We start from the raw sequence: 25,792 nt of genomic DNA, 5'->3' as shown, positions 1-25,792 counted from the left end.
TTTGACAGCCAGTGACGACGACGCAGCAAAAACTGCCTAGATGATAAGTGCTACCCCCGCAGCTTCTGGCGGTGTTGCTTTTATTCAAAAACCAACACGCTAGGACAGCATATGACAACCTCAACCCTACCTCCAAAGACCCAGAAAAACGCTTCTGACAAAAAAACCGACGCGCTAAAAACCCCTGCGCACCGTAGCGCCAAAGACACGCGCTTTGAAGAAGAAGCGCGCGACTTACACCGCATTCTCCCCGCCTCGCAAAAAGTCTATATCCAAGGCTCAAGACCTGATATTCAAGTGCCGATGCGCAAGATCACGCTAGATCCCACGCCTATTCAGGGCGTGGATGAGTCCGACTGGGAGCAAAACCCGCCGTTTTATGTCTACGACACCTCAGGCGTCTATACCGACCCTGATGCCCAAATTGACCTAACCCGCGGCTTGCCCAAACTGCGCGAGGGCTGGATAGCCGAGCGCGGTGATACAGAGCAGCTAAGCGGTTTGTCCAGCTCATACGGGCAAGCGCGTGCGCGTGATATCACCACAGCCAATCTACGGTTTGCCCATATCGATAAGCCGCGCCGCGCCAAAAAAGTCAATGGTAAAGCAGGCAATGTCACCCAGATGCACTATGCACGCCGCGGTATCATCACCCCTGAGATGGAATATATCGCCATTCGTGAGACGCAAAAACAGCATGAGCTGACCGATATGCGCCAACATGACGGCGAGAGCTTTGGTGCCAATACGCCAAAAATCATCACCCCTGAGTTTGTGCGTAGCGAGGTCGCGGCCGGTCGCGCCATCATCCCAAATAATATCAATCACCCTGAGTCTGAGCCGATGATTATCGGGCGTAATTTTTTGGTAAAGATTAACGCCAATATCGGTAATTCAGCACTTGGCTCGTCTATCGATGAAGAAGTGTCGAAGATGACATGGGCAACACGATGGGGCGCGGATACCATCATGGATTTGTCGACAGGCAATCATATCCACGAGACCCGCGAATGGCTGATTCGTAACTCGCCTGTGCCCATCGGTACGGTACCCATTTATCAAGCATTAGAAAAAGTCGACGGCATCGCCGAAGACCTAACGTGGGAGATATTCCGCGATACACTTATCGAGCAAGCCGAACAAGGCGTTGATTACTTCACCATCCACGCAGGCGTGCTGCTGCGCTATGTGCCACTGACGGCCAACCGACTCACAGGTATTGTCTCTCGCGGTGGCTCTATCATGGCGCAGTGGTGCCTTGCCCATCATACAGAGAGCTTTTTATACACCCATTTTGAAGAGATTTGCGAGATTATGAAGCAGTACGATGTGGCCTTTAGCTTAGGTGATGGTCTGCGTCCTGGCTGCTTGCAAGATGCCAATGACGAGGCGCAATTTGGCGAATTGCGTACGCTTGGTGAGCTAACGAAAATCGCATGGCAGCACGATGTACAGGTGATGATCGAAGGCCCCGGACATGTGGCGATGAACCGCATCAAAGAAAATATGGACTTACAGCTAGAGACTTGCAGCGACGCGCCGTTTTATACTTTAGGGCCGCTGACCACCGATATAGCACCCGGTTATGACCATATCACCAGTGCTATCGGTGCGGCGATGATTGGCTGGTTTGGCACCGCCATGCTCTGTTATGTGACACCAAAAGAGCACTTAGGACTGCCGAATAAAAAGGATGTGAAAGACGGTATCATCACCTATAAAATCGCCGCGCATGCCGCTGATCTGGCTAAGGGCCACCCAGGCGCGCAAGCTCGTGACAATGCCTTATCTAAAGCGCGCTTTGAGTTCCGCTGGGATGATCAATTTAATCTGGCGCTCGACCCTGATACCGCCCGCGAATACCATGATGAAACGCTGCCAAAAGATGCGCACAAATCGGCACACTTTTGCTCGATGTGTGGGCCGAAATTTTGCTCGATGAAAATCACCCAAAACGTCCGCGAGTACGCCAAGGGTTTGGATGCGTCAGAAAGCTTAGACACAGAGACGATGAGTGCAGCTGAGATTGAGCAAGGTATGAAAGAGATGACTGAAAAATATCATAGCGAGGGTCGACAGCTGTATAAAGAGGTATAAATCCGCTGATTTGACTGCTGTATATTTAATTACTTTATATAGCAAAAAGCTCGCTTCTTATGTCTGTAGAAGCGAGCTTTTTTTATGATAAGTATTTCTTAGCCAAAGAGCCGTTTACACATTTGACGCCTGATAAATCTCTTCAATTGAGGCGTTCATGGTATCAGCAAACTCTTTATCGCTTTGTTGTTTGCTCAACCCTTCGGTAAACGCGCGTGAGAAGCTGGCAATCATACCGGGGTTTTGCTTAAGCTTTTCGCATGCCTCACGACGACTATAACCGCCAGATAATGCCACGACTTTGAGTACTTTTGGATGATCAATCAGCTCTTGATAGAATCCGCCGTCGGTGGGCAAGGTTAGTTTGAGCATCACTTGATGGTCGTCATTTAGACGCTCAAGGTTACGCAAAATATCCGCTTTGAGTATCACTTCACACTCATGCTTTTGGGCGCTATCGATACTAACCTCAGGCTCAACGATTGGCATAAAGCCTTTGGAGAGAATTTGCTTAGCCACATCAAACTGCTGCTGCACTACTTTTTCGATACCATCGACACTTGGCTCATAAATGACTGAGCGCATCTTGGTACCAAACACGGGATAGTTTTTGGCTTTATCCAGTAGCGCGTCCAAGTCTGGCATCGGGCGCATGACTTGTACGCCGCTCATTTGCTCGGCCAAACCCTTATCGACCTTCAAAAACGGCACGATGTTTTTATCTTCCCACAGATAGTTTGCCGTTGGCTTGCCATTAACCTCGCGCTCCATGGTGTCTTCAAATAAAATCGCGCCAAGGACACGCTCATTATCAAAGGCATCACAAGTCATGATACGCGCGCGCATCTCGTGGACCAGATCAAACATCGCGTCATCATTGTCATAAGCATCGCTGCTGATGCCGTAGTTTTCTAGGGCTTTTGGTGTGCTACCGCCGCTTTGATCAAGCGCGGCGATAAACCCTGAACCATCCTTTATACGCTGTCGTTGTTTTTGGTATTCCATTGAAAAAGTATCCTATTTCTATTGATTAAAGCCAAACATCACCAATCGACTCAATCTATATGAGCCTTGCTATTTGTAGACAACCTTACCATAGGATGCTTTATCTGCCTATATAGGATGCGTGACAGCGCCGCCAATTTTTATGATAGATCAGTTAAAAATAGCCAGTTGAAAATAAAACGGTTATATAAACTTAAACGCGCTACTGATATAAATTTTACTGACGTGCGGCGTTCTCAGAGGCTGCGCAACCTACATTTAAAAATAGCATCCCAGTAGCGCTATGCTCTTTTAGAGTGCATCGACTATAGGTATAAGAATATTATGCCAAACCACGTACATCAAAGCCTTACATCAAACTCTTATGCCAAAACTTTATGCCAAAAACAGTACCGCCACACAGCCAATCGCCAGCAGCAAGCCTAGCACATTGATACGACCGAGCCGCTCTTTAAACACAGCCACACCGATGAGCGTCGCGACGGCGATGACCCCGACGTTCATCCCAGTAAAGACAATACTAGGAGAGTCGGACAATACTTGGTGGGCGCGCACATACGCATAGATATTGCCCATGTTTAGAGCGCCCAGTAATAGCCCTGCTGCCAAGGCATTACCCTGCCAACGCACGCGTGTCACAAGCAAATAAATCAGCAATAACAATCCTGCAACGCCAAAGCTGACAAACAGCGTCAGTGGAAAGGCCGTGCCTTGTTTGGCGACTTGTTTAAATAAGATATCGACGATGCCATAGCCTGCCCATACGCCAAATAGCCATAGCGGGGTACGCGCGGCGGGCGGGCTCATACTAGCGTTCTCGCCTCCACCGGTATGTTTGGGCCGGTAAACCAAAGCTCCCAACGCCAAAAACCCTAAGACCAAACCAAGCACTCGTGTGCCCGTCAGCACCTCACCAAATAATAAAAAAGCGGCGATAATGGGAATAATCAACGACAAGCGCTGGGCGGCATCGGTTGCAACCATGCCGACCGATGCAATCGCACGGCCCAAGATAATAAAAACCGTCGGCAGCAGTATCCCAAGCGCCAGAATGATGCCCCAAGCGTTGCCAAGCGTGCTTATGCTGCTGACATCTGGCGTTAATAAAAACCATGTCAGCAAAAAAGCCACGGGATAACCTGCGACGATGGTCTGGCGAATATCGATATTTTTTTGCCGCAGGATTTTGAGCAGTACCGAGACGGCCACACTGCACAGTACTGCTATCACCAAATACATCATAATCCTTACCTCTATCCTTGATTCATGTCAGAGCAACACCGCACGTCAGTAATACACAAAACCATGGCAAACAATATAAAACCACTGAATGTAACAAAATATTTCCAATACAACAATGGCTTTTTGGTGTTTTGTTGTGCTGATACTCATGGCATCTATATGCACGCAATTACAATTAGCCTGCAGGTCTGACAGGAAATTTTGCTAAAATAGCCAGCACTCCCAATCACAAAGTAAAGATTCAAAATAACGACCGTCATCGCTTGTTTTGGCGTACTGCTATTGATGTTTTATCACTGCCTATGAATGCTCTATTTCGCTTTTTTGAAAACCGCTTACCGGCCTTCCCCAACACCCCCATGCCGCTGCCCTCGCCTCGTGACGGTATGCTGCAGTTTTTGTGGGCTTGTACAAAGGGGCTGCGCAGCTGGCTGCTGCTGTTTATGGTGTTGTCAGCAGGCATCGGCATTTATGAAGCAATGCTGTTTGCATGGATTGGCGATATCGTCGATTGGCTTGGCGTCTATACGCCGCAGAACTTATGGCTAGAAAAAGGCGATATGCTGCTGCTGATGCTGGCGGTGATGATTGTCAGCCCGTTTTGGATTGCCTTATCCTCGTTTATTCATTTTCAGACCTTGCAAGGCGTGTTTCCCATGCAGATGCGCTGGCGTTTTCATCAGCGTATGCTTGGGCAGTCCATGCAGTTTTATCAAGACGAGTTTTCTGGACGTGTCTCGGCCAAGGTCATGCAGACTGCGCTTGCGGTGCGTGATACGGTGATGACCGTCACAGATATGTTTATGTATGTCACCGTATATTTTGTGACCAGTGGCCTTATTTTATTTAATTTAGACAGCTTGTTATTGATTCCCTTTATCCTCTGGTTTGGGTTGGTGGCGCTGGCGATATGGTATTTTATTCCAAAGCTCAAACAAACCGCCCTCGTACAAGCAGATGCGCGCGCGTTGATGACGGGGCGCATCACCGATGCCTATGCCAATATCATGACTGTCAAGCTGTTTAGCCACTCACGCCGTGAGCTTGGTTATGCCAAAAACGCCATGGGGCAGTTTTTAGGAACAGTACATGCGCAGATGCGCTGGGTCAGTTATTTAGAGATTTTCACTCATCTTATCAGTGTGATTTTGGTCAGTAGTACCGCAGGGATTGGCCTGTATCTATGGCAACAAAGCGCGGTCGGGGTCGGGGCGATTGCCGCGGCGACGGCGATGGCGCTACGCCTCAATGGTCTGACGCGCTGGATCATGTGGCAAACCGCCAGCCTTTTTGAGAGTATCGGCACGGTACAAGACGGCATGCGCACGCTATCCGCGCCGCAGACGATCGTCGATAAGCCAGACGCAGCTGAACTACGCGTCACCGAGGGGCATATCGTCTTTGATCATGTCGACTTTAGCTATGAGAATGAAGACCAAGATAACTATCACGTCACCGATAAAACATTTAAACCGTCGGTAGCGACCACTGACATGGCGCAAGACAACTCGGTCAAGCTGCTTGATGACTTTTATTTGGATATCAAACCAGGAGAAAAAATCGGCTTGGTTGGGCGCTCAGGAGCGGGCAAATCCACGTTGGTCAACTTGCTGCTACGCTTTTTTGATGTCGATCGCGGTAAGATATATATCGATGGTCAAGCGATCGATGATGTCACACAAGACTCTCTGCGTCAGCAGATCGGTATGGTGACCCAAGACACCTCACTGCTGCATCGTACCATACGTGAAAACATCGCTTATGGCCGTCCCGGCGCCTCTGACGAAGAGATTATCCATGCCGCCAAACAAGCTCAAGCATGGGACTTTATCAAAGACTTATATGACGATAAAGGCAATACAGGTCTTGATACCCAAGTGGGTGAACGCGGCGTCAAACTCTCCGGCGGTCAACGTCAGCGCATCGCCATCTCTCGTGTTATGCTAAAAAACGCGCCGATCTTGTTATTGGATGAGGCCACCAGCGCCCTTGACTCTGAGATTGAGTTTGCCATTACCGAGAGCCTCAACGATATCATGACCGGCAAAACTGTGATTGCCATTGCCCATCGCCTCTCTACCATCGCTGCGCTCGATAGGCTGGTGGTGATGGAAAAAGGTCGAATCATCGAGCAAGGTAGCCATGACGAGCTGTTGGCACAAGACGGCGTCTATGCGCGCTTGTGGCAGCGTCAAAGCGGCGGGTTTTTGGGCGAAGACACCCCATAGACCGCCATCATCATAAAAATAAAACATGAGGAAGTGGGCAGTTTATGGAAGCCTTTACCCATCGTATCAATTTAAGCGGCAAACAAGCACGCTACTACGACCTTGGCAGTCTCAACCCATCAGTAGCAGCAGAGCACAACAAACGTGCGCCTGCGCACTTTTATGGAGGCAACAGCTTTACGGTCGGTACTTATACGCCGCTGCTGCATGAGCTGGCAGCAACGTTTGATATCAGTGCGCTTGCCCTACGCGGCTACTGGTACGATAAGCCGCAAAAACGCCGCCTCACTCGAGAGCAAGACGCTGAGCTATTGATTGAGTTTTTGGAGCGCACCCAAGATCGGCCTGTGGTGGGTATCGGTCATTCGCAAGGTGCCACTGCCACTGCCATGGCCGCCGCCAAACGTCCAGATTTATTCTCCCAGCTGTATCTGATAGAGCCGGTCACCTTTACCAAAAACCAAGCACGACTGTATAACTTATTGCCGCGGCGGTTTTTGCTCAGTCGAGAGCCTTTTAAAAGTACACTGACCAAACCCGCTATTTGGACGAGCGTTGATGCGTACTATCAAGCCCTACGCGCCAACCGAGCCTACAAACGCATCAGCGATGCGCATTTATACGTGTTTGCTGAGCAAAGCTTGAGCGTCAATGCCGATGGTAGCCACACGCTGATGTTTGCCCCAGAGCAAGAGCTTGCCAACTATTTTGGTGCGCCGCATATCGACACCGCTCTAAAAAACCTTCGCTGCCCTTATACACTGATCACGGGCAAGCCAACCTTATTTATCAGCAATAAAGTCCGTAAGCAGTGGCAAAAATTCGTCCCTGCCGACAGTATCATCTCTTTACCAGATTACGGCCATCTTTTGCCAATGGAAGCGCCCAAACTGTGCGCACAAATTATCAATGGGCATTATGAAAACAGTCACTAAGCTGAGCAATGTAAGCCATGAGCGACCTTTTTGCCCCTGCCCCAACCGATAACTTATTGCCTTATGATGGCAGGGTAAATGACTTCGGCTGCATCATCGATGATGACTGCCAGCTCTACGACGCATTATTGACCGAGCTACCATGGCAGCCTGATATCGTAACCTTATTTGGTAAGACGCACATCACCACTCGCCAAGTGGTATGGATGGGTGAAAAAGAGCTTAGCTATCAGTACTCAGGTCATACCCGACAAAGCCTGCCATGGTCAGACACCGTGTTTCACGTGAAACTTTATATCGAACAGCAACTATCAAGGATCGGTATTGATGCCAACTTCAATTCTTGTCTGCTCAATTACTACCCGACAGGGCATGATGGCATAGGCTACCACGCCGATGATGAAAAAGAGTTGGGCGCGCAGCCTGTGATTGCTTCTTTATCACTGGGTGCCACACGCAAATTTGTCTTTAAGCACAAAAAAACTCAAGAAAAAGTCGCACTTTATCTTGAGTCCGGTCAGCTAATCGTCATGCATGGCGAGACGCAGCGCTTTTGGAAACACAGCATCACTAAGACAAAGACCGTCGCCGATGGGCGCATCAGCCTAACCTTTCGGCACCTACAGCCAACTTAACGAATATAATTGCATGGGTCTGGCTAATCGCTTTTTTGTTTTACTTGTAAGACTATCTTGCCAAAGGCATCGCCTTTTTGTAGCTCATGATGCGCCGCCACCACTTCAGAGAGTGGGTAGACGCTTTGAATCTTTAAGCGTAACTTTCCATCAGCGATGAGTTGTAAAACGCGTGCCATATCATCACCGCTGCGCTGCGCTTTGTAGCCTGTGACCGTTAGCTGCTTTTGCTCACCTGCTGCTTTGAGTTTATCAACCCAGATAGTCGGCAAAACAAAAACCCGAGCCGCAGGCTTGAGCACGCTCAGCGCTCGTACACCTGCTTCGTCACCGACCAGATCCAGTAGCACATCAGCTTGTAGATCAGGAAACGCCGCGTCTTTGGTATAGTCAATCCAGCCTGCCAGCTTGTCTTTATCGATTAAGTCTGCAAGCTTGTCATACTTCTCAGGTGAGCAAATGACCGTGACCTTGATATCGTCGTTGTCTACTTTATCCATCAATAGCTGTATCGCTAGGTGCCCCACCCCGCCTGCGGGTGCATTGATGACGACATGCTCACCTTTTTTGATAGCAGCAAACTCAACAAACTGTAGCGCGGTTTGACCAATACAAGGCAGTGCGCCTGCTTGCTTTAGTGTGACAGGATTGGGCACTTTGGCCAGCAGTTTGGCATCCACTGCCACATATTCAGCGTAGCAGCTGCCCTCAAAGCTCAAAGCCGCCACCTGATCACCGATGGCAAATTTATCACTACGGCTATCTACCACCGTACCTGCGACATCGAAACCCAAAATTGCTGGCTCATTTTTATCAAACTTATTGTTTTGAATCGCCTCTGCGCCCCAGCCTTTGCCTTGACGCGTCTTATAATCGACGGGGTTTATCCCTGCATACGCCACTTCAATCAAAACTTGCTCGTCTGCCAACGATGGCATCGCCACCCCGTCTTGATACTGCATCACTTCAGGTGCACCAAACTCTTTGATGAGGACAGCGTGCTGCGTGGTTGGCAGTTGTTTTTCGGTTGTTAAATTAGACATGGTATATATCCTTATCCGTCTATTGGTTAAAGTATTTTTGGCTTTTTATACATATGTTTATACACGTAATCATACATCAGGGTCGGTGTCGTCACTCTTATAAGTTGCACCCGCTATAAGGTCAGCTCAGCACTGAGCGGCAGATGATCAGATAGGGTCGACCAAGGCTTGCCCGTGTGTACCCATGCGTCTTTGACCGTCAGATTACGCACATAGATACGATCTAAGCTGAGCACTGGTAGCTTGGCTGGAAAGGTGGGCAAGAGCTTGCCATGACAGTGCTTAAAGGCTTCCGTCATGCCGAGGCTGGCCGCCAGCTTATCACAAGACATTTTTTTCCAGTCATTAAAATCCCCGGCCAAAACCAGAGGTTGGTCGTCATCGATTTCGTTACGTACATAGTTGGCGATGGCCTCATACTGTTTGATACGGTCGCGCTCAAACAAGTTTAGATGCGCGCACAATACCACCAATGGCCGCTCCCAGCCGATAGGTTGTACTTCACAGTGGAGAACGCCGCGCTGCTCTAGCTTATTGACGGTGATATTGACGTTATGCTTTGGGTCTAATGGAAAGCGGCTGAGTACCGCGTTGCCATGATGGCCATTTTCGTACTCTGAGTTTTTGCCGTAACTGTTTTGCAGTTTTAGGTACTCGCCAAACCACTCATGCTGAGACTGGTCAGGGTACTCATTGTATTGCATATTGCGCTTTAGGTTTTGACCCTGCACTTCTTGCAAACACAGCACATCAGAACCTATGATATCGAGCGCTTGCGCGATGCCTTGTATTTTGACTTGGCGGTTCATCGGCGACATGCCTTTATGAATGTTATAGCTGGTTAAAACAAAAGAAGTCGTGGTAGTCATAGGTTTGGTCATAAACTCAGTATGGTAGGATAAGGGCGGCATGGTCTGCGGTGAGCCAAAACCGACGTAAAAAGAGCATTGATTCGTTGTGAACCAATGCTCTTATGTTATACCTAACTGCCGCCGATGGCTAATACGTCATCGTATCAAGCCAGTATCTGGCAGCCCCGATTTAATAGCGAGTCACCAGAGCAATCGGTTGGTCTGCACCCATGATATCTTGTGGCATAAACACCGCTTTGCCACCATTATGGATGACATGCTCAATGATTTCACCGATGGCATCATCCGTCACGCCATCAGCAGCTGGGTCGTCTGCGAGGCTCAGGGTCTGCGCTTGTTCATCTATCTTTGCAGGCTGGATATAACCGCGGCGGACATAGAGGGTCTCGCCTACGCCTTGATAGGCACTGCGATAGACTTCTTGCAAGTCAGTCTGGAGCATACTGGCGCCACGTGCTTTATCTATCTCACCGAGGGCTTCTTGATGTAGCGACGAGCGATAGCCCTCGACCGCTTCTTGTACGCTATCGATGATATGCTGAGCGCTGCCATCTTCTAGGTTGGTCGCATTGGTGACGGTAGCAATGATGTTGTCAGGACGGTCACAGACTTCTTTATAGTAGCCGATGTTTTTGGCATCACCCACGATGACCAGCGGCATTTTATTCTCGCCCCACAGCTCTTGCACGCTTTTATCAACTTGATTAAAGAACTCTTTGAGATAGCTGCTTTCGTTGTTTGATGAGCGATCTGAGCCACCATCGCCTGTGGTATAGGGGCCATTATTTTCTACAGGAAATGGGATGTTTTCCATGTTGTTTTGTGCATCGTCATCTTTGTCAAACTCTCTGATGACGCGATCGTTCGAGGCTTCGATGAGGCGCGCATGTTCGCGGGTTAGCACCACGGTGTAGTAGTGGACAGCACTTGCCATATCACGCACTAGATCACGAGTGGCAAAACGATCTGAGATAACGACGCGCTCTTGGGTATCGATCGGCATACGGATGACTTTTACATCATCGGTGCTGGCAAATATCGCTAAGGTGTCAAGGTTATAGTTATGGTTGAGCTCTTTGGTTTTTGCGTAGATATTGTCCAAAATAGTAGTAGCCGTACGCTTATCATATTCACTGTTTAAGCGCTCTTCGACGACTTTTAATTGGTTTTTTAGGGCAATAGGGTCTTGATCGTTGGCAGGGTGCTCACGATGCGTTTTTACAAAGATACTGACCGCAGGGTTGGCTTTGGTTTCACGTAAGCTCTTTAGAGTTGCTTTCATATATTGCTCCTTGTTTTATTATGGTTTCATGGCTTTTTAGTGTTTATTAAACCTAATACTTATTACACTTATTTTCATTAAATGGTGTCTTCTATTAAAAAAAACCACTTAGAAAAACATCCATTTAAAAGACAGAGCTGCTTGTTTTTATGTTGTACTGTCTGTCATGTCTGTGCTGATAGTCCATTACCTTGATGCTAACAGCTAAACCTCACACTCTATAGGGTGACTTTGCAAGCAAATGATAGCGCTTTGTAAGCGAAGCACTCTTTATTGTATAAATCATTGTATATAAACTTGCCTGACTCAAAAAATGACGGATTGTTTACATGATTTTGTGCGCTCATTGTTTTGTTGCACTGTTTACACCGTTTGGGATTTTGCGATTTTGCGCTGTTTGCGGTATGACTGGCGCGTAGGTTGTATTTTTGGCAAACGAACCCATCTTTTATACAGCTTATAAATAAAACAATAAGGCCGCCTACACGCTCATGCCAAACGCATGATTGTCAATTATTCATTTATATCAGATATCGGACGCCGCTATGACAGCCATTTCTCCAGCATTACACCTTGTCGATTTTGACAACGTCTCACCCGCCATTCTACAAGACCAAGTCCGCAGCGCCATTGATGCGGCCAATGCTTTTTTAGATACAATGCCCGCTTTAGACTCCTTGCCAGCTGACCGCCAAATCAGTGCTGAGCAAGCACTGGCAGATGTGATGAGCTTTGACCATATCAATCTGGCGTTGGACCGCAGTTGGGGCATTTTGTCGCATCTAAATAGCGTGATGAGTAATGATGATATCCGTCAGGTACATCACGAGCTGCTCCCCAAGCTTTCTGCTTATGGCACACGTGTCGGCCAACACCAACCGCTCTTTGGCCGTTATCAAGCCATCAAAAATGACACAGCGTTTTTTGCAGCGCTTGAGCCTGCGCGCGCACGGGCGATTGATCTGGCACTGCGTAGCTTTGAGCTATCAGGCGTGGCATTGCCAAAAGAGGAGCAAGCCACTTTTGCTGATATTCAAAGCAAGCTCTCAACTTTATCTGCGACGTTTTCAGACCATATATTGGACGCCACTCAAGCTTATACTCTGCCGCTTAGCCAAGCGCAGTTGGCAGGGTTAACCGACAGTGGCTTAGCACTGCTAGCAGATGCCGGTGAACAATATAAAGCGCGTGAGCTGGCTCGTGGTACGCTCTCACAGGCCGATGTCGATGCACTACCAACGCCTTATTATGTAGCCAGCTTAAACATCCCTGTATATTTGGCCATCATGACCCATGCCGACGACCGTGATTTGCGCGAGACGCTATACCGTGCATATGTGACCCGTGCCTCAGAGTTTGACACGCATACCAATGCCAAAGGCGAGTCGCTAAATAACGCGGATATCATGAGTCAGATTTTGCAGCTGCGTGAACAAAAAGCCAAGCTGTTGGGTTTTGATAATTATGCAGAGGTTTCTTTATCGACCAAGATGGCGGACAGTGTGACAGAGGTCGAAGACTTTTTACGCAACTTGGCCGCACAGGCCACGCCAGCGGCGCAGCAGGACTTAGCGCAGCTACAGACATGCGCCCAAGACTACGGCATTGATGAGCTACAGCCCTGGGACAGCGCTTATATCGCCGAAAAAGTCAAACAAAGCAAGTTTAGCTTGTCGCAAGAAGAGATCCGTCCATATTTCCCTTTACCAAAGGTCATCAGCGGCTTGTTTGCAATCGTTGAGCGCTTATACGGTATCAAGGTACAAGAGCACAGCGAGTCGGTATCGCGCTGGCACGATGACGTGCGTTTTTATCAGTTGTTTGATGCCGATGATACATTGCTTGGAGGGTTTTACTTCGACTTGTTTGCTCGTAGTGGCAAGCGCGGCGGCGCATGGATGAGTGGCTTTCAGTCGCGCTATCGTCATGAGGCCACAGAGCATCAGCAGCTACCAGTTTGCTTTATGGTTGGCAACTTCACCCCTGCCTTAGATGGCAAGCCAAGCTTATTAACCCATGATGAGGTATTGACCTTATTTCATGAATTTGGTCACGGTCTCCATCATTTATTGACCCAAGTGACGGTCGGCGATGTGGCTGGGGTCAATGGGGTTGAATGGGACGCCGTCGAGCTGCCCAGTCAGTTTATGGAAAACTGGGCATGGGACAGCGAGGGCATCGCGCTGATTAGTAGTCACGTCGATACTGACGAGCCTCTACCAACCGATAAGCTTGATGCCCTACTGGCGGTAAAAAACTTCCAAAGCGGCATGCAGACCTTACGTCAAATCGAGTTTGCCTTGTTTGATTTGCTGATTCATGCACACACGCCAGCACTTGATTATGAGGGTATTTTGGCGACACTAGATGCGGTACGTCGTGACGTCGCTCTCATGCAAACCCCTGACTACAACCGTTTTGCCAATGGCTTTAGTCATATCTTTGCAGGCGGCTATGCGGCTGGCTACTACTCGTACAAATGGGCAGAGCTACTCTCTGCCGATGCCTTTAGTAAGTTTGAAGAAGAGGGTATCTTTAACCCTATCACTGGTAAGGCGTTTCGTGAGACGATTTTGTCGGTCGGTGGTAGCTTCCCTGCCAAGACCAACTTTGAAAACTTCCGTGGCCGTAGTGCCAGTATTGATGCTTTATTGCGCCATAGCGGTTTTGTCGCGACTCAAGGCATGCAAAATACCGATACTACTCATAGCACGCGTCACAGCACGCGCGAGGGCATCTAAATGCGTTATCAATCATCAACCCCCAAGCGCCGATTTTTAGCAGGCGTTCGTTGCCCTAAATGTCAGGCGATGGATGCGGTAGTGCAGGTAAATATCGTCACGCCCGTAGCTGATGAATATATCGAGTGTACCCAGTGCGGGCACACAGAGCGCCGTCCAGACCCTGATGCCATCAGTGCCAAGAACCATGTGGAAGACCAGATCGCTCGCGATGCCATGACCACAGGTACCAGCGGAACAGTAAAGTTTAAGCCCTAAACGGCACATGTCGCTATTTGATGATAGCGACGTGTTTTATTCTTTAACGGTGTTTTAAGCCTATCTCTTAATAGATAGGCTTTTTATTTTGAGTTTGCTATAGTATGGGCACTGATATCTTTGACATAAATCGACCAAAGTATGAAAAACAAAAAACCGCACCCTTTATTAAATAAGCATCTAAACAACAAACCCTCTAAATCGCACTCAAAAGCCGCAGTCGCTGTGATATTGGTTTTGCTTGTTGCAGCTTTTGGTTACTTTATTTGGACGCAGTCTCAGCCTAAAGTAATCGAGCCTATCGACCAATCCTCGTCAGCCTTAGCTGAACAGACTAAAACAACAAATACAGTAGCGTCTCCCGATGTCTCACCAGATGATATAAAGAGCGATATAGAAAAGAGTGCTGTAGAAGGTAGTATAGATGACACGGCTGATGATGGCACCAGCCGTGATAATGATACGATAAATACCGAAAACAATAGCGCTGCGATGGCCAGCAACCAAATACCAGATCCAAAAGCCATCCTACAAGCACCGCTACCACAGAATAATAGCTTAGCCAAAGAAGAGATTGATCGGTTAGAAGATGAGCGCCAACGTCTCGCCGAGCAAGAAAAACTGGCCGCTGAGCAATTAGCAATGAATAAAAAACTTGCAGATATGAAAGCAGAGCAAATCGCTCTACTCGAACAGCAAATCGCCCAGCTAGAAGCGGATAACGCCAGCAAAACCGCTGAGCAATAAACATCGGATTTTTCAGGGGCTGATCATGGCAAGCATCCAACTCACTCACGCCCCTATCTTAAATAGTAGCGCGCAGCTGCTTATCCTGCCTGTCAATACTGCTGGCATTTTGTTAGACCCTATTCTCACGCGCGCCAAAACGCTGTTTCCTGACAACTACCAGCGCTATCATCGTGCCTGCCGCGACGGTAGCTTGCACGTAGGCAGCTGTCTTTTGCATAAGCGCATGCGCGAGCAAGCGGGACTTGCAGCCAGTAGTAATGGTAATCAGCCAAGCCATATTGCCAATCTTGTGATATCAGACCATCCCTACCATTCGGCTCGTATGCGCTGGCTGACTGCCGCGTTGATACAGTTACGTGAGCAGCTGATACCGCTGATACGCTATCAAGGAATGCGTAGGGCCGCTCTTCTGGCCCGTCCCTTAATTTATGATACTACGCGGCAGCACTCACCTGCTACCGCGCATTTAGCAAACGCCGTACCGCCAGATTGGGCTACAGAGACATTACCGCTTTTGATGCAGCATTTACAAGCTCTGCCCAAACTGCGTATCGATATACACGTCCCCAAGCATTTTGACCTTTAAGCATCCATTAAGACAATCTACCAAATAGCATCCGTGCTTGCTTAAGTCTAACCGACACACCAGCCGGCACCAGCAACATGTATATAGTCGTTACACTCTAAAAATGTCATAGCGCTACTGGGATGAATTTTGCGCAGCCTCTGGGAACGCAGCACGCAAGTAAAATTTATACCAGTAGCGCGTTTAAATCCATAACAGTTTTACATTCAGCTAACTATATTGATTGTGTTGTATGAGCTATCGGCTTTATAACGGCCAAAAAAAACCGCCTTAAGCGTTCATAAAGAACAACTTAAAGCGGTTTTGGGTGTTTATAAAACGCATCACACGCTTATAACGACAGCTTAATTTTGCTCAACACCCTTCATGGTTAGCTTGATGCGACCACGGTTGTCGACGTCTTGAACCAAGACATTAACTGTCTGACCTTCGCTCAGATAGTCTGATACGCTCTCGACGCGCTCTTCTGCGATTTGTGAGATATGCACAAGGCCATCGGTGTTTGGCAGTACATTGACAAAGGCACCAAAGTCTACGATACGGGCAACCGTACCGGCATACGTTTTGCCTACTTCCACTTCAGCCGTCAACGCTTCGATTTTGCCAATTGCCGCTTTGGTCGCTGCTTTGTTTTCACCAAAGATACGAATCGTACCACCGTCATCGATATCAATGACTGCACCAGTCTCTTCAGTCAACTGACGAATCATGGCGCCGCCTTTACCGATGACATCACGGATCTTGTCTGGATTGATCTCGATGACCGCATAGTTTGGTGCATGCGCGTTGATTTCAGTACGGCTTTGCGGCAAGACTTTATTCATCGCCTCAAGGATATGAATACGACCAGCATGCGCTTGCTTTAGCGCTTGCTCCATGATGTCAGGGGTGATGCCTTCGATTTTGATATCCATCTGTAGCGCAGTGATACCGTCTTTTGAGCCCGCCACTTTAAAGTCCATGTCGCCCAAATGATCTTCGTCACCTAAGATATCTGATAAAACAGCAAAGCGATCGCCTTCTTTTACCAGACCCATAGCAATACCTGCCACAGGGGCTTTTAGAGGCACGCCAGCATCCATCAATGCCAAGCTAGCACCGCACACAGACGCCATAGAAGACGAACCATTTGACTCGGTAATCTCCGATACCACACGAATGACGTACGGGAAGCGCTCGCTATCTGGTAGCATGGCTTGAACACCGCGGCGCGCTAGGCGACCATGACCGATCTCACGGCGCTTAGGGATACCTTCACGGCCTGTCTCGCCGACAGAAAAGTGCGGGAAGTTGTAATGCAGCATGAAATGATCACGAATCGTACCGCTTAGTGAATCAATCATATTGACATCACGGCTGTTACCCAACGTCGTGGTTACTAGCGCCTGCGTCTCACCACGCGTAAATAGCGCAGAACCGTGGGTATAAGGTAATACGCCAACTTGCACGTCTAGCGCACGCACGGTCTCAAGGTCACGGCCATCGATACGCGGCTTACCTGATAAGATATTGTCACGAACGGTGCGGTATTTCAGATCTTCGTAGATGTCTTTTATCTCAGAAACTTTGCTGTCATAGTCTTCTGCTTCGCTATCCCCTGCCAGCGCTTCGATGGCAGCATTTTTAATATCATCAAGTTTGCTATAGCGATCTTGTTTATTGGTGATGGTATAGGCATCAGCCACTTGCTCACCAAACTGCGCTTTCATGCTGCTCTCAAGCGTCTGATCTCGCTCAGGTGCCGCAAATTCTTGCTTGGCAGTGCCGACTTCTTCTGCCAAAGAGGCGATATTGTCGATGACGATTTGCTGCTGCTGATGACCGTATAACACAGCGCCCAACATCTGATCTTCTGACAGCTCTGCAGCCTCAGACTCTACCATCAACACTGCTGACTTGGTACCGGCAACCACCAAATCCAGATCACTACTCTCTAGCTGCTCAAGCGTTGGGTTGAGTACATATTCACCATTGATAAAACCAACACGCGCTGCCGCGACAGGGCCATTAAATGGCGCATCAGAGATAGCAAGTGCCGCTGACGCACCGATAAGCGCTGCGATATCAGCAGACTGAGTCTTGTCTGATGACACCACGGTGGCGGTGATTTGGATTTCGTTTACATAGCCTTCAGGAAACAACGGGCGAATCGGACGGTCGATAAGACGCGAGGTAAGAGTTTCAAACTCGCTGGCGCGGCCTTCACGTTTGCCATAGGCGCCTGGGATTTTACCCGCGGCATACATTTTTTCTTGATAGTTTACGGTGAGCGGAAAGAAGTTTTGACCTTCTTTGGCTTCTGACTTTACTACCGCTGCTACAAGGACAGTCACCCCGCCCATATGAATCAAAACAGAGTTGGCTTGACGAGCCACGCGTCCTGTTTCGATGACAACCTGCTGGTCGCCATACTGAAATTCGCGCTTAATGGTATTAAACATTGTCATATAATCTTCCTAATGTTGACTGACAAAAACTAATATCAGCATCGTATAAAGCTGATATCTGTCATTAAAATTCTTTGAATATAGCCGCCTGCTGACTGACATCGTTTACTATGTCATCGCCGCGGCGACATATCTTATTACGATCTTTGTATCCATGCCTGCCACAGATATTTTGCTGGTATGTATATGTGGCTGTGCAAATGTGGTCTTACTACGCTTGATCGATCTATTATCTAAAACTGATGCAGCACGCTTAGCTACCTGCATCTTATGCTACCTTGTGCAATATATTTATGATGACTGCCTTATTGGCACTCCCTGCATAAACACCCTACTCACTGGCAAGTCCTCTATCTAACAATCGCTAAGCCATCAAGTTAACAATGCATTATTTTACAGTGATTTGTGGCTATTGACCAATCAATTGCAAAACGGTACGTCCACCGCTGACGATTGGCCATTATCAATATAACAGACAGTAAGAATAACACACAGCACACGTGCCACACGCATCACCGATGCAGACAGTATTACTTCTTAATTTCTTATAAATAAGCATAAAAAAACGGCGTGAAACTATTCCACACCGTTTTTAGAAAAATCTATTGTATCGATATCAGCAAGTAAGTGTGACGCGCTCTGCTCAAAGCTTGACAGTTAGCGCCTAAAGGGGCGTTACTTATCTGAATGAAGCGCTCGTACTATCGTCGCTGTATTAACGACGTAGACCTAACTGGCTAATAAGAGTGGTATAGCGACCAAGATCTTTACCTTTTAGGTAATCAAGCAATTTGCGACGCGTGTTTACCATACGGATAAGGCCGCGGCGGCTATGATGGTCAGCTTTGTGCTCTTTAAAATGGTTTTGCAAATCATTGATACGTGCACTTAACAACGCTACTTGTACTTCTGGAGAACCCGTGTCGTTTTCGCTGCGCTGGTATTGGGCAATGATTTGTTCGCGATCAGTATTGGTTAGCATAAATATCTCCGGCAATGCTAAAAGCTTTAAATATGCTCGAATTTGAGCGATATATAGAGCAGTAAAATAAAAAGTAAAACAGCTTATACGACATTCAGGACAACCCTGCATTACTAGAGTTGACCTAGTGTCGCTAAGCTCAATCACATAAGATCATCATCTAAAAAAGGCAGATAAGTCACGGCTCTATCTCGCTCCTTATGAGCGCAATGATTTAAGCCTAATGCTATCTTCAAACCAAATTTAAATGTGGCGGCAATTATAACAAAAAACTGCTGAACTCGCAGCAGTTTTTCATATTAGTTTGTGATAAAAAGCGTAAGATACAAACCGACTCAAACGCGTCAAAAGATGATAGTAGATTCAGTTTAAAAAAATTATAGCGCTACTGGTATAAATTTTCCTTGCGTGCTGTATACACAGAGGCTGCGAAAAATTCATCCCAGTAGCGCTTTGGAACTTATGACAGTTTTGTTTTCAACTGACTATAAAAGGCTTCTATTTTTTTGCATCTTTTTGTGTTGCATGCGCGCCCAGCTCATTGTCCTCTAAAGGCACCGTGGTAGCTTCTGCTAAGCTATCTGGCGTCGCATCTTCACGTGGATTGATATCCTCAGCCAGTTTTTCAACTTCTTGTTCTTGCTGATCCATATTATCTGTGGACTGACTCATAATCCCTCCTATTTTTATTATTTCTGTTTAGCTACAGCTAAACTCAATGATAAATCAGCTGTATTGATTACTGATCTTTTTTTACATTTTCTAAATTATCAGCAATTCTATCAGTCGCCGCCTCAGAATCTTCTGTGTGATTGTCTTCAGTTTGGCTTTTTAGTGCCGCCTTTGCTGATTCTGAGCGTTGTTGTTCTAGCTTTGTATCGTTTGGATTTGAATTAGCCATAATAGTTTCCTCTTGATGATAAAACTTGATTGTAAAATAAGTCTTAGCGTTTAAAGGTCATTAGACAGAACAAGTAATATAGTTAGCTGGATGTAAAACTGTTATAGATTTAAACGTGCTACTGGTATAAATTTTACTTGCATGCTGCGTTCCCAGAGGCTGCGCAACCTACATTTAAAAACAGCATCCCAGTAGCGCTATGACATTTCTAGAGTGTATCGACTATAGACAAAATATTGCACATACACAGTTACGATAATGCTTTGTCAATAGCAGCAACGAAGTTGTCAATATCGTCTGGATTACGTGAGGTAATCAAATTACCATCGACTTGTACGGTCTGGTCTACAAAGTCTGCCCCAGCATTTTGCAAGTCTGTCTTTAGCGAATGATAAGCCGTAAGCGTCTTACCTTTTGCGATGCCGGCATTAATAAGCACCCAAGGCGCATGGCAAATCGCCGCTAGAGGCTTACCAGCATTATTAATAGCATGAATCAGCCGATGGGCGTCTTGCTTGCCGCGTATGGTATCAGCATTGACGGTACCGCCCGGCAAGACCAGCGCGTCATAGTCGTTTGCGTCTGCTTCGTTAGCAAAAATATCAGCAGTAAACGTATCTGCTTTATCGACGTCTTGCTGCATCGCTTGGACTTGCTTGTCTTTGTTGGTAGTAATCAACACTGTCTGATAACCCTTATCTTTTAGCTGATTATCGACATCTTCATACTCAGCTTGTTCAAAGTGATTATGTAATAAAAATGCAATGGTCTTCATCGTTATCTGTATCCTTATCGTTGTCTTTGTTAGAAACTACTTTTTATCGATTTATAGCCACGTATTTACTATTCTATTTTTAGATAGCAAAACCATAATCCGTTATTTTCACTTACTTATATTTTTATTGATAATTATTATTATCTTCCCTCTCAGTCCTCTATAGTAAAACTATAATGCGTTTCTGGTTTTTCTTATACTTTATTATTATTTTTATATTTCATTCAAACGTCCTGTTTTTTCTTATCTTAATAAAACGCTTAATTGTTATTTTTATCACGAGTTGTTTATTATTATGATGTCACGTTTCCCTCGCTGACTTAATCAATGTACAAAAAAAACAGGTCTCACCATAGGCGAAACCTGCAATAAAATGTGACGATATGTGATTAGTGTAAACTGTTAGTAAGCCAACCGGGCAATAAGCCGCTGATCAACCAAAACGGTAACATTAACGTTGAATAAGCTTTTTCGGTTGTAGCCTACCGTTTAGACTGACAGCACCCAAACCCAAAAACTGACCTTGTTCATCTAGCAGACGAATATCTACTGGTACATCAGAGGCGAGAGCTGTGTTGCTGACAGTCGTTTCGTGAGCCGCAGTAGCCACTGCTATTACTTGGCTGCTGGTAGATTGGAGAATCTGTTGGGATATATAAGCATGTAGCTCATCTGTCAATTGTGCAGACACATTTAGACGCTGTCCCATATGGACACGCTGACATTGCTCGGCCGTCAGCGTCATTTGTGCAGGTATCTCGATACAGGCATCTATCGGCATCAACTGCGTGAAACGCTCGACCAATGGCAGATCTTCTAGAGCAGATAAAGTGATGGCATTATCAACCTTAAAGCTGCCAACTTGTAAGCGGCGCAGGGCGGTGAGATGGCCGAGTGTACCGAGCGCTTTAGCGATGTCTTCACCCAGCACGCGCACATAAGTGCCTTTGCTACAAGTGACGGTTAGCTGAATCTGCTCATGATCGAGTGCTGTTAGGCGAATAGAGCGGATGATAATATCTCGCGGCTCACGCACGACGTCGATACCAGCGCGGGCATATTCGTAGAGCTTTTTACCGTCTTTTTTTAGGGCAGAGTACATCGGTGGTATCTGCTGCTGCGCGCCTAAAAACTGCTGGGCCAGCTCCTCTAAAGCGGCAGCATCAAATGTCGGCACAGAGGCCGTTGCAATTACTTGACCTTGAGCATCCCCTGTATCTGTCTGGCCGCCAAGCAAAATGGTGGCTTGATAAGATTTGTCGGCATCTAGCTGATAGTGGCTAAACTTGGTGGCCTCTCCAAGACAAATCGGCAGCAAACCGGTGGCCATGGGGTCAAGCGTCCCCGTATGGCCTGCTTTTTTGCTGTCATGGTTTGGGGATTTAAACAAATACTTAACCTTGGACACCACTTGCTGCGAGGTCAGACCATAGGGCTTATCTACCAAAAGAACCCCTGAGACTTTTATCTTATCATTTTGCTTCACTGGGATAGACATAATATGGGCTTACTCGTCATGCTCGTTTTTTTCGGTTTTGCTGACAGCCTGATTGATCAAGTCCATCATATAATTACCATGCGCTGTCACTTCATCATAGTGAAAACGCAAACGCGGGGTTGTACGCGTTTTTAGGCTGTGGCTAAGCTCGGTACGCAAAAATCCTGCTGCTTTATTGAGCACATTGATGCTCTCTTCATGATTGGTCTTGGTCATCGCATCATCGAGCCCTGGCTCCATGATAGTGACATAAATGTCAGCGTAACCCAAATCAGGACTGACTTTGACACTAGAGATCGTGACAAAACCGGTCAGACGCGGATCATTGACTTCGTCGCGGATAAGGACGGCAAGCTCACGCTGGATTTGATCGGCTAAGCGTTGTAAACGTTGATTCATGTTATTACCTTAATATTAGTATGGCTTAGTTAATATGGCTTATTTTTATTGGTTAAGTGACTTGGTTATGAGGACTTATCTATGGTAAAAAAGGCCTAGCAGGATGTACCTGTTAGGCCTCTGTACTACGGTCTATCCACCACACCTTTCAGACTTAGCTGACAGAGCCTATGGTCTGAGGGGTGTTTGTATCTAGCTTTGTTTTTAGATAGTACGAGCGAACTCTTGGATTTCAAAGACTTCGATTTTATCACCCACTTCGACATCATAGCCACGAACCGCAAGGCCACACTCCATACCAGTACGTACTTCATTGACGTCTTCTTTATAGCGACGTAATGACTGCAACTGACCGGTAAAGATAACCTTGTCATCACGCAAGACGCGAATAGGCTTGTTACGGTAGATTGTACCTTCGACCACCATACAACCAGCAGCAGCACCAAACTTACTAGAGCGGAAGACTTCGCGAACCTCAGCGATACCAAGGATTTGTTCGCGATGCTCAGGCGCTAGCATACCGCTCATTGCCGCTTTGACATCATCGATTAGACCATAGATGACGCTATAGTAGCGGATATCGATATTGGCGACATCGGCTTTGCGGCGTGCGGCGCTGTCTGCGCGGACGTTAAAGCCGAGCAATACCGCTTCGCTAGATTCAGCAAGCGTGACATCAGATTCAGAGATAGGGCCCACACCCGAGCTGATCACTCTGACTTTGACTTCGTCCGTTGATAATTCGTTTAAGGCGGCCAGTAAGGCTTCTAATGAGCCACGAACATCCGTTTTTAGCACGATGTTTAAGGTCGATACATCGCCTTGTTCCATCTGATCAAACATGTTCTCTAAACGCATTTTGTTCTGACGCTCGAGTTGACGCTCGCGCTCACGATTGGTTCTAAAGTCCGCAACTTCACGTGCTTTTTTCTCATCAGTGACGACTAAGAACTCGCTACCAGCGGCTGGCGTTTCAGGTAAACCTAAAATCTCGACAGGAATAGAAGGGCCAGCTGACTTGATACGCTGACCGCGCTCATCTGTCATGGCGCGCACTTTACCGTAGTATTCACCTGCCAATACCAAGTCGCCTTGCTTGAGTGTGCCTTTTTTGACCAACACGCTCACCACAGGACCACGACCTTTTTCTAGTCTTGACTCGATGACCACACCTTGCGCTGAACCATCAAGCGGTGCTTCTAGTTCCATCAGCTCAGCTTGCAATCCGATAAGCTCTAACAACTCGTCGATACCGTCGCCTGTCTTAGCAGAGATACGTGCCATCGGGGTATCACCGCCCCAATCTTCTGATACCACTTCTTTGGTGGTCAGCTCATTGAGGACGCGATCTGGGTCAGCACTTGGCTTGTCCATTTTGTTGATAGCAACGATAATCGGCGTACCAGCAGCGCGCGCATGGTCGATGGCTTCTGCTGTTTGCGGCATCATACCGTCGTCAGCGGCCACGACCAAGACGACGATATCTGTCGCTTGCGCACCGCGCGAACGCATGGCACTAAATGCTGCGTGACCTGGGGTGTCAAGGAAAGTAATCACACCGCGGTCAGTTTTAACATGATAAGCACCGATATGCTGAGTGATACCGCCCGCTTCGCCAGTCGCTACTTTGGTCTCGCGAATCTTATCGAGCAATGAGGTCTTACCATGGTCAACGTGACCCATGATAGTGACGACAGGTGGACGGGTTTGCACATTACTGCTGCGCTCATCGACAGCATCTTGTAGATCGTCTTCGACCTTGGTATCACTGACAAGGACAGGGTTGTGACCCATCTCTTCAACGATCAGACTTGCTGTCGCTTGATCGATGGTGTCTGATTCGCGAGCGATTTCACCCATTTTCATCAGTAACTTAATGACTTCACGAGCCTTGACTGCCATACGCTGTGCAAGATCTGCAACAGTGATGTGCTCACTGATTTCGACGTCATAGACGATTTTTTCGACAGGTTTTTCAAACTTGTGCTGTGAGGCTTGCGTTGAACGTAAACCGTTTTTGCGGTTTTTGAATTCACGCTCATCTTGGTTTTTACGGCGGCGGCCACGAGCACCCGTGCTACTAGCACCACGCTTGATCTCACGGCGCTCTTTTTCAAACGACTCTTCTAGAGCATCACCGACCAGACCTTCGGCCAACGGCTCATCTTTACGCACTTCTGTCACAGGCTCACGATCGGTATATTTGCCTGCCATTTTACGCATTTGCTCAAGCGTACGCTTTTGCGCTTCTTCTGCTTGCTTGCGGCGTGTTTCTGCCTCAATTTCACGCAGACGCGCTTCCTCAGCTTCGCGTGCTTCACGAGCTTTACGCTCAGCAGCGGTTTCTACCTTCGGTTTGGTCGCAGCGGCTTTTTTCTTCGGTTGCTCTTTTGGCTTCACTTCAGTGGCTGCTTTGCCACCTTTTTTTACCACCACAGAGGCTGAAATATCGTCGTTTTTATCGTCAGACTTTTTGCTTGAACCTAGGCTTGCACGCATAGCGGCCAGTGTTGCCGCTTGACGCTCTTCTGCTTTTTTCTTAGCAGCAGCACGTTCTTCTGCTTCTTTAGCAGCACGAGCTTGGGCTTCGATTAAGGCTTGCTCACGAGCAGCCAACTCTTCAGCCATTTTTTCTGGATTGGGTTTTTCAAAGACTTTCTTTTTACGCACTTCCACATTGACGCTCTTAGACTTACCTGAAGAGCCGGTCACACGCGCAGTGCTAGTCGTCTTAGACTTCAGACTAATACGGCGCTTTTCTTGCTGACCATGACTTTGCTTTAAATACGTCACCAACTTCTCTTGCTCAAGCTCGGTGACTGGGTCATCCTCTGCGCGAGCAGGCAGCCCAGCATCCACCAGTTGCTGTCTTACAGCACTTGCAGTTTTGCCTACCATATCTGCCAGTTCTTTGACGGTCTTATCTGCCATTTATTATCACCTACTGTCTATTATTTGCTATATGTTCAATTCAGTTGTTGGCTACAAATGATTGGGGTAAGGCTGATTTCATGCGCTCATCTGTCCGTATTTATACGGCAATAATGCCTGTGACGGTATGAGTGCCTGTTATCAGCGCTTTATTTTCAATAGCATATCACCAAAAGACAGCGATA

Annotated in this window: 21 protein-coding genes; 8 read left to right on the top strand and 13 right to left on the bottom strand. The window is 47.4% G+C overall.

The genetic code is table 11. From position 1 onward, the window contains the following. The first annotated feature begins 111 nt into the window (after positions 1-111). A complete protein-coding gene (thiC, locus tag ACNFVB_RS01535; RefSeq protein WP_430737857.1) occupies positions 112-2,097 on the top strand; it encodes a phosphomethylpyrimidine synthase ThiC in 1,986 nt (661 codons plus the stop codon). Positions 2,098-2,211: 114 nt separating this feature from the next. On the opposite strand, the gene ACNFVB_RS01530 is transcribed toward thiC, so the two are convergent. After that, positions 2,212-3,102 (bottom strand): fructose bisphosphate aldolase, encoded by an 891-nt coding sequence (locus ACNFVB_RS01530; protein ID WP_274631610.1) that lies wholly within the window; start codon positions 3,100-3,102, stop codon positions 2,212-2,214. A gap of 375 nt (positions 3,103-3,477) precedes the next feature. After that, positions 3,478-4,344 carry an EamA/RhaT family transporter gene (locus ACNFVB_RS01525; RefSeq protein ID WP_430737856.1) on the bottom strand — a complete coding sequence of 289 codons (867 nt, stop codon included), beginning with the start codon at positions 4,342-4,344 and terminating at the stop codon, positions 3,478-3,480. A gap of 302 nt (positions 4,345-4,646) precedes the next feature. Between ACNFVB_RS01525 and ACNFVB_RS01520 the strand changes: the two genes are divergently transcribed. Genes ACNFVB_RS01520 through ACNFVB_RS01510 form a run of 3 tightly spaced genes read left to right on the top strand, consistent with a single transcriptional unit; the run spans position 4,647 to position 8,142 of the window. Next, a complete protein-coding gene (locus ACNFVB_RS01520; RefSeq protein WP_430737855.1) occupies positions 4,647-6,572 on the top strand; it encodes an ABC transporter ATP-binding protein in 1,926 nt (641 codons plus the stop codon). A 44-nt stretch (positions 6,573-6,616) separates the two neighbouring features. Further along, positions 6,617-7,507: an alpha/beta fold hydrolase gene (locus tag ACNFVB_RS01515; protein WP_192993388.1), complete on the top strand. Its 891-nt coding sequence runs from the start codon at positions 6,617-6,619 to the stop codon at positions 7,505-7,507. Between the two features lie 17 nt (positions 7,508-7,524). Further along, positions 7,525-8,142, top strand: coding sequence for an alpha-ketoglutarate-dependent dioxygenase AlkB family protein (locus tag ACNFVB_RS01510; protein WP_430737854.1), 618 nt, complete (start codon positions 7,525-7,527; stop codon positions 8,140-8,142). Positions 8,143-8,165: 23 nt separating this feature from the next. On the opposite strand, the gene ACNFVB_RS01505 is transcribed toward ACNFVB_RS01510, so the two are convergent. From ACNFVB_RS01505 to ACNFVB_RS01495, 3 genes are all read right to left on the bottom strand, one after another. Beyond that, positions 8,166-9,185 carry an NADP-dependent oxidoreductase gene (locus tag ACNFVB_RS01505; protein ID WP_430737853.1) on the bottom strand — a complete coding sequence of 340 codons (1,020 nt, stop codon included), beginning with the start codon at positions 9,183-9,185 and terminating at the stop codon, positions 8,166-8,168. Between the two features lie 113 nt (positions 9,186-9,298). Then, positions 9,299-10,054 carry an endonuclease/exonuclease/phosphatase family protein gene (locus ACNFVB_RS01500; protein ID WP_288996524.1) on the bottom strand — a complete coding sequence of 252 codons (756 nt, stop codon included), beginning with the start codon at positions 10,052-10,054 and terminating at the stop codon, positions 9,299-9,301. Between the two features lie 172 nt (positions 10,055-10,226). After that, a complete protein-coding gene (locus tag ACNFVB_RS01495; protein WP_274631616.1) occupies positions 10,227-11,339 on the bottom strand; it encodes a hypothetical protein in 1,113 nt (370 codons plus the stop codon). 545 nt (positions 11,340-11,884) lie between these two features. On the opposite strand from ACNFVB_RS01495, the gene ACNFVB_RS01490 reads away from it, so the two are divergent. The 4 genes from ACNFVB_RS01490 to ACNFVB_RS01475 all read left to right on the top strand — a co-directional run bounded on the left by ACNFVB_RS01490 (position 11,885) and on the right by ACNFVB_RS01475 (position 15,674). Beyond that, positions 11,885-14,080 (top strand): M3 family metallopeptidase, encoded by a 2,196-nt coding sequence (locus ACNFVB_RS01490; RefSeq protein ID WP_430737852.1) that lies wholly within the window; start codon positions 11,885-11,887, stop codon positions 14,078-14,080. Then, positions 14,081-14,338 (top strand): YheV family putative metal-binding protein, encoded by a 258-nt coding sequence (locus ACNFVB_RS01485; RefSeq protein ID WP_289055507.1) that lies wholly within the window; start codon positions 14,081-14,083, stop codon positions 14,336-14,338. A 141-nt stretch (positions 14,339-14,479) separates the two neighbouring features. Continuing rightward, positions 14,480-15,085: a hypothetical protein gene (locus ACNFVB_RS01480; RefSeq protein WP_288996519.1), complete on the top strand. Its 606-nt coding sequence runs from the start codon at positions 14,480-14,482 to the stop codon at positions 15,083-15,085. A gap of 25 nt (positions 15,086-15,110) precedes the next feature. Then, a complete protein-coding gene (locus ACNFVB_RS01475; protein WP_288996517.1) occupies positions 15,111-15,674 on the top strand; it encodes a hypothetical protein in 564 nt (187 codons plus the stop codon). Between the two features lie 344 nt (positions 15,675-16,018). Here ACNFVB_RS01475 and pnp read toward each other — a convergent pair whose 3' ends face one another. The 8 genes from pnp to infB form a co-directional block, all read right to left on the bottom strand. Then, positions 16,019-18,121, bottom strand: coding sequence for a polyribonucleotide nucleotidyltransferase (pnp, locus tag ACNFVB_RS01470; RefSeq protein ID WP_430737851.1), 2,103 nt, complete (start codon positions 18,119-18,121; stop codon positions 16,019-16,021). 715 nt (positions 18,122-18,836) lie between these two features. After that, positions 18,837-19,103, bottom strand: coding sequence for a 30S ribosomal protein S15 (gene rpsO, locus ACNFVB_RS01465; RefSeq protein WP_075101373.1), 267 nt, complete (start codon positions 19,101-19,103; stop codon positions 18,837-18,839). A gap of 498 nt (positions 19,104-19,601) precedes the next feature. Continuing rightward, complete coding sequence (locus tag ACNFVB_RS01460; protein ID WP_288999093.1) at positions 19,602-19,775, bottom strand: hypothetical protein; 174 nt, start codon at positions 19,773-19,775, stop codon at positions 19,602-19,604. Between the two features lie 67 nt (positions 19,776-19,842). Continuing rightward, positions 19,843-20,004: a hypothetical protein gene (locus tag ACNFVB_RS01455; protein WP_430737850.1), complete on the bottom strand. Its 162-nt coding sequence runs from the start codon at positions 20,002-20,004 to the stop codon at positions 19,843-19,845. A gap of 250 nt (positions 20,005-20,254) precedes the next feature. After that, a complete protein-coding gene (locus ACNFVB_RS01450) occupies positions 20,255-20,779 on the bottom strand; it encodes a type 1 glutamine amidotransferase domain-containing protein (RefSeq protein ID WP_430737849.1) in 525 nt (174 codons plus the stop codon). A 451-nt stretch (positions 20,780-21,230) separates the two neighbouring features. Beyond that, positions 21,231-22,277, bottom strand: coding sequence for a tRNA pseudouridine(55) synthase TruB (truB, locus tag ACNFVB_RS01445; RefSeq protein WP_430737848.1), 1,047 nt, complete (start codon positions 22,275-22,277; stop codon positions 21,231-21,233). Positions 22,278-22,286: 9 nt separating this feature from the next. Continuing rightward, positions 22,287-22,676, bottom strand: coding sequence for a ribosome-binding factor A (locus ACNFVB_RS01440; protein WP_192994550.1), 390 nt, complete (start codon positions 22,674-22,676; stop codon positions 22,287-22,289). Positions 22,677-22,880: 204 nt separating this feature from the next. After that, on the bottom strand, positions 22,881-25,607 hold the full coding sequence (infB, locus tag ACNFVB_RS01435; RefSeq protein WP_430737847.1) for a translation initiation factor IF-2: 2,727 nt from the start codon (positions 25,605-25,607) through the stop codon (positions 22,881-22,883). Positions 25,608-25,792 lie beyond the last annotated feature (185 nt).

This window comes from Psychrobacter sp. VH5 (assembly GCF_050572635.1).
In the GTDB taxonomy this organism is placed as follows: Bacteria; Pseudomonadota; Gammaproteobacteria; order Pseudomonadales; family Moraxellaceae; genus Psychrobacter; species Psychrobacter celer.
Note: the sequence above shows the minus strand (reverse complement) of the source record. Positions and strands in the feature narration are given on the sequence as shown.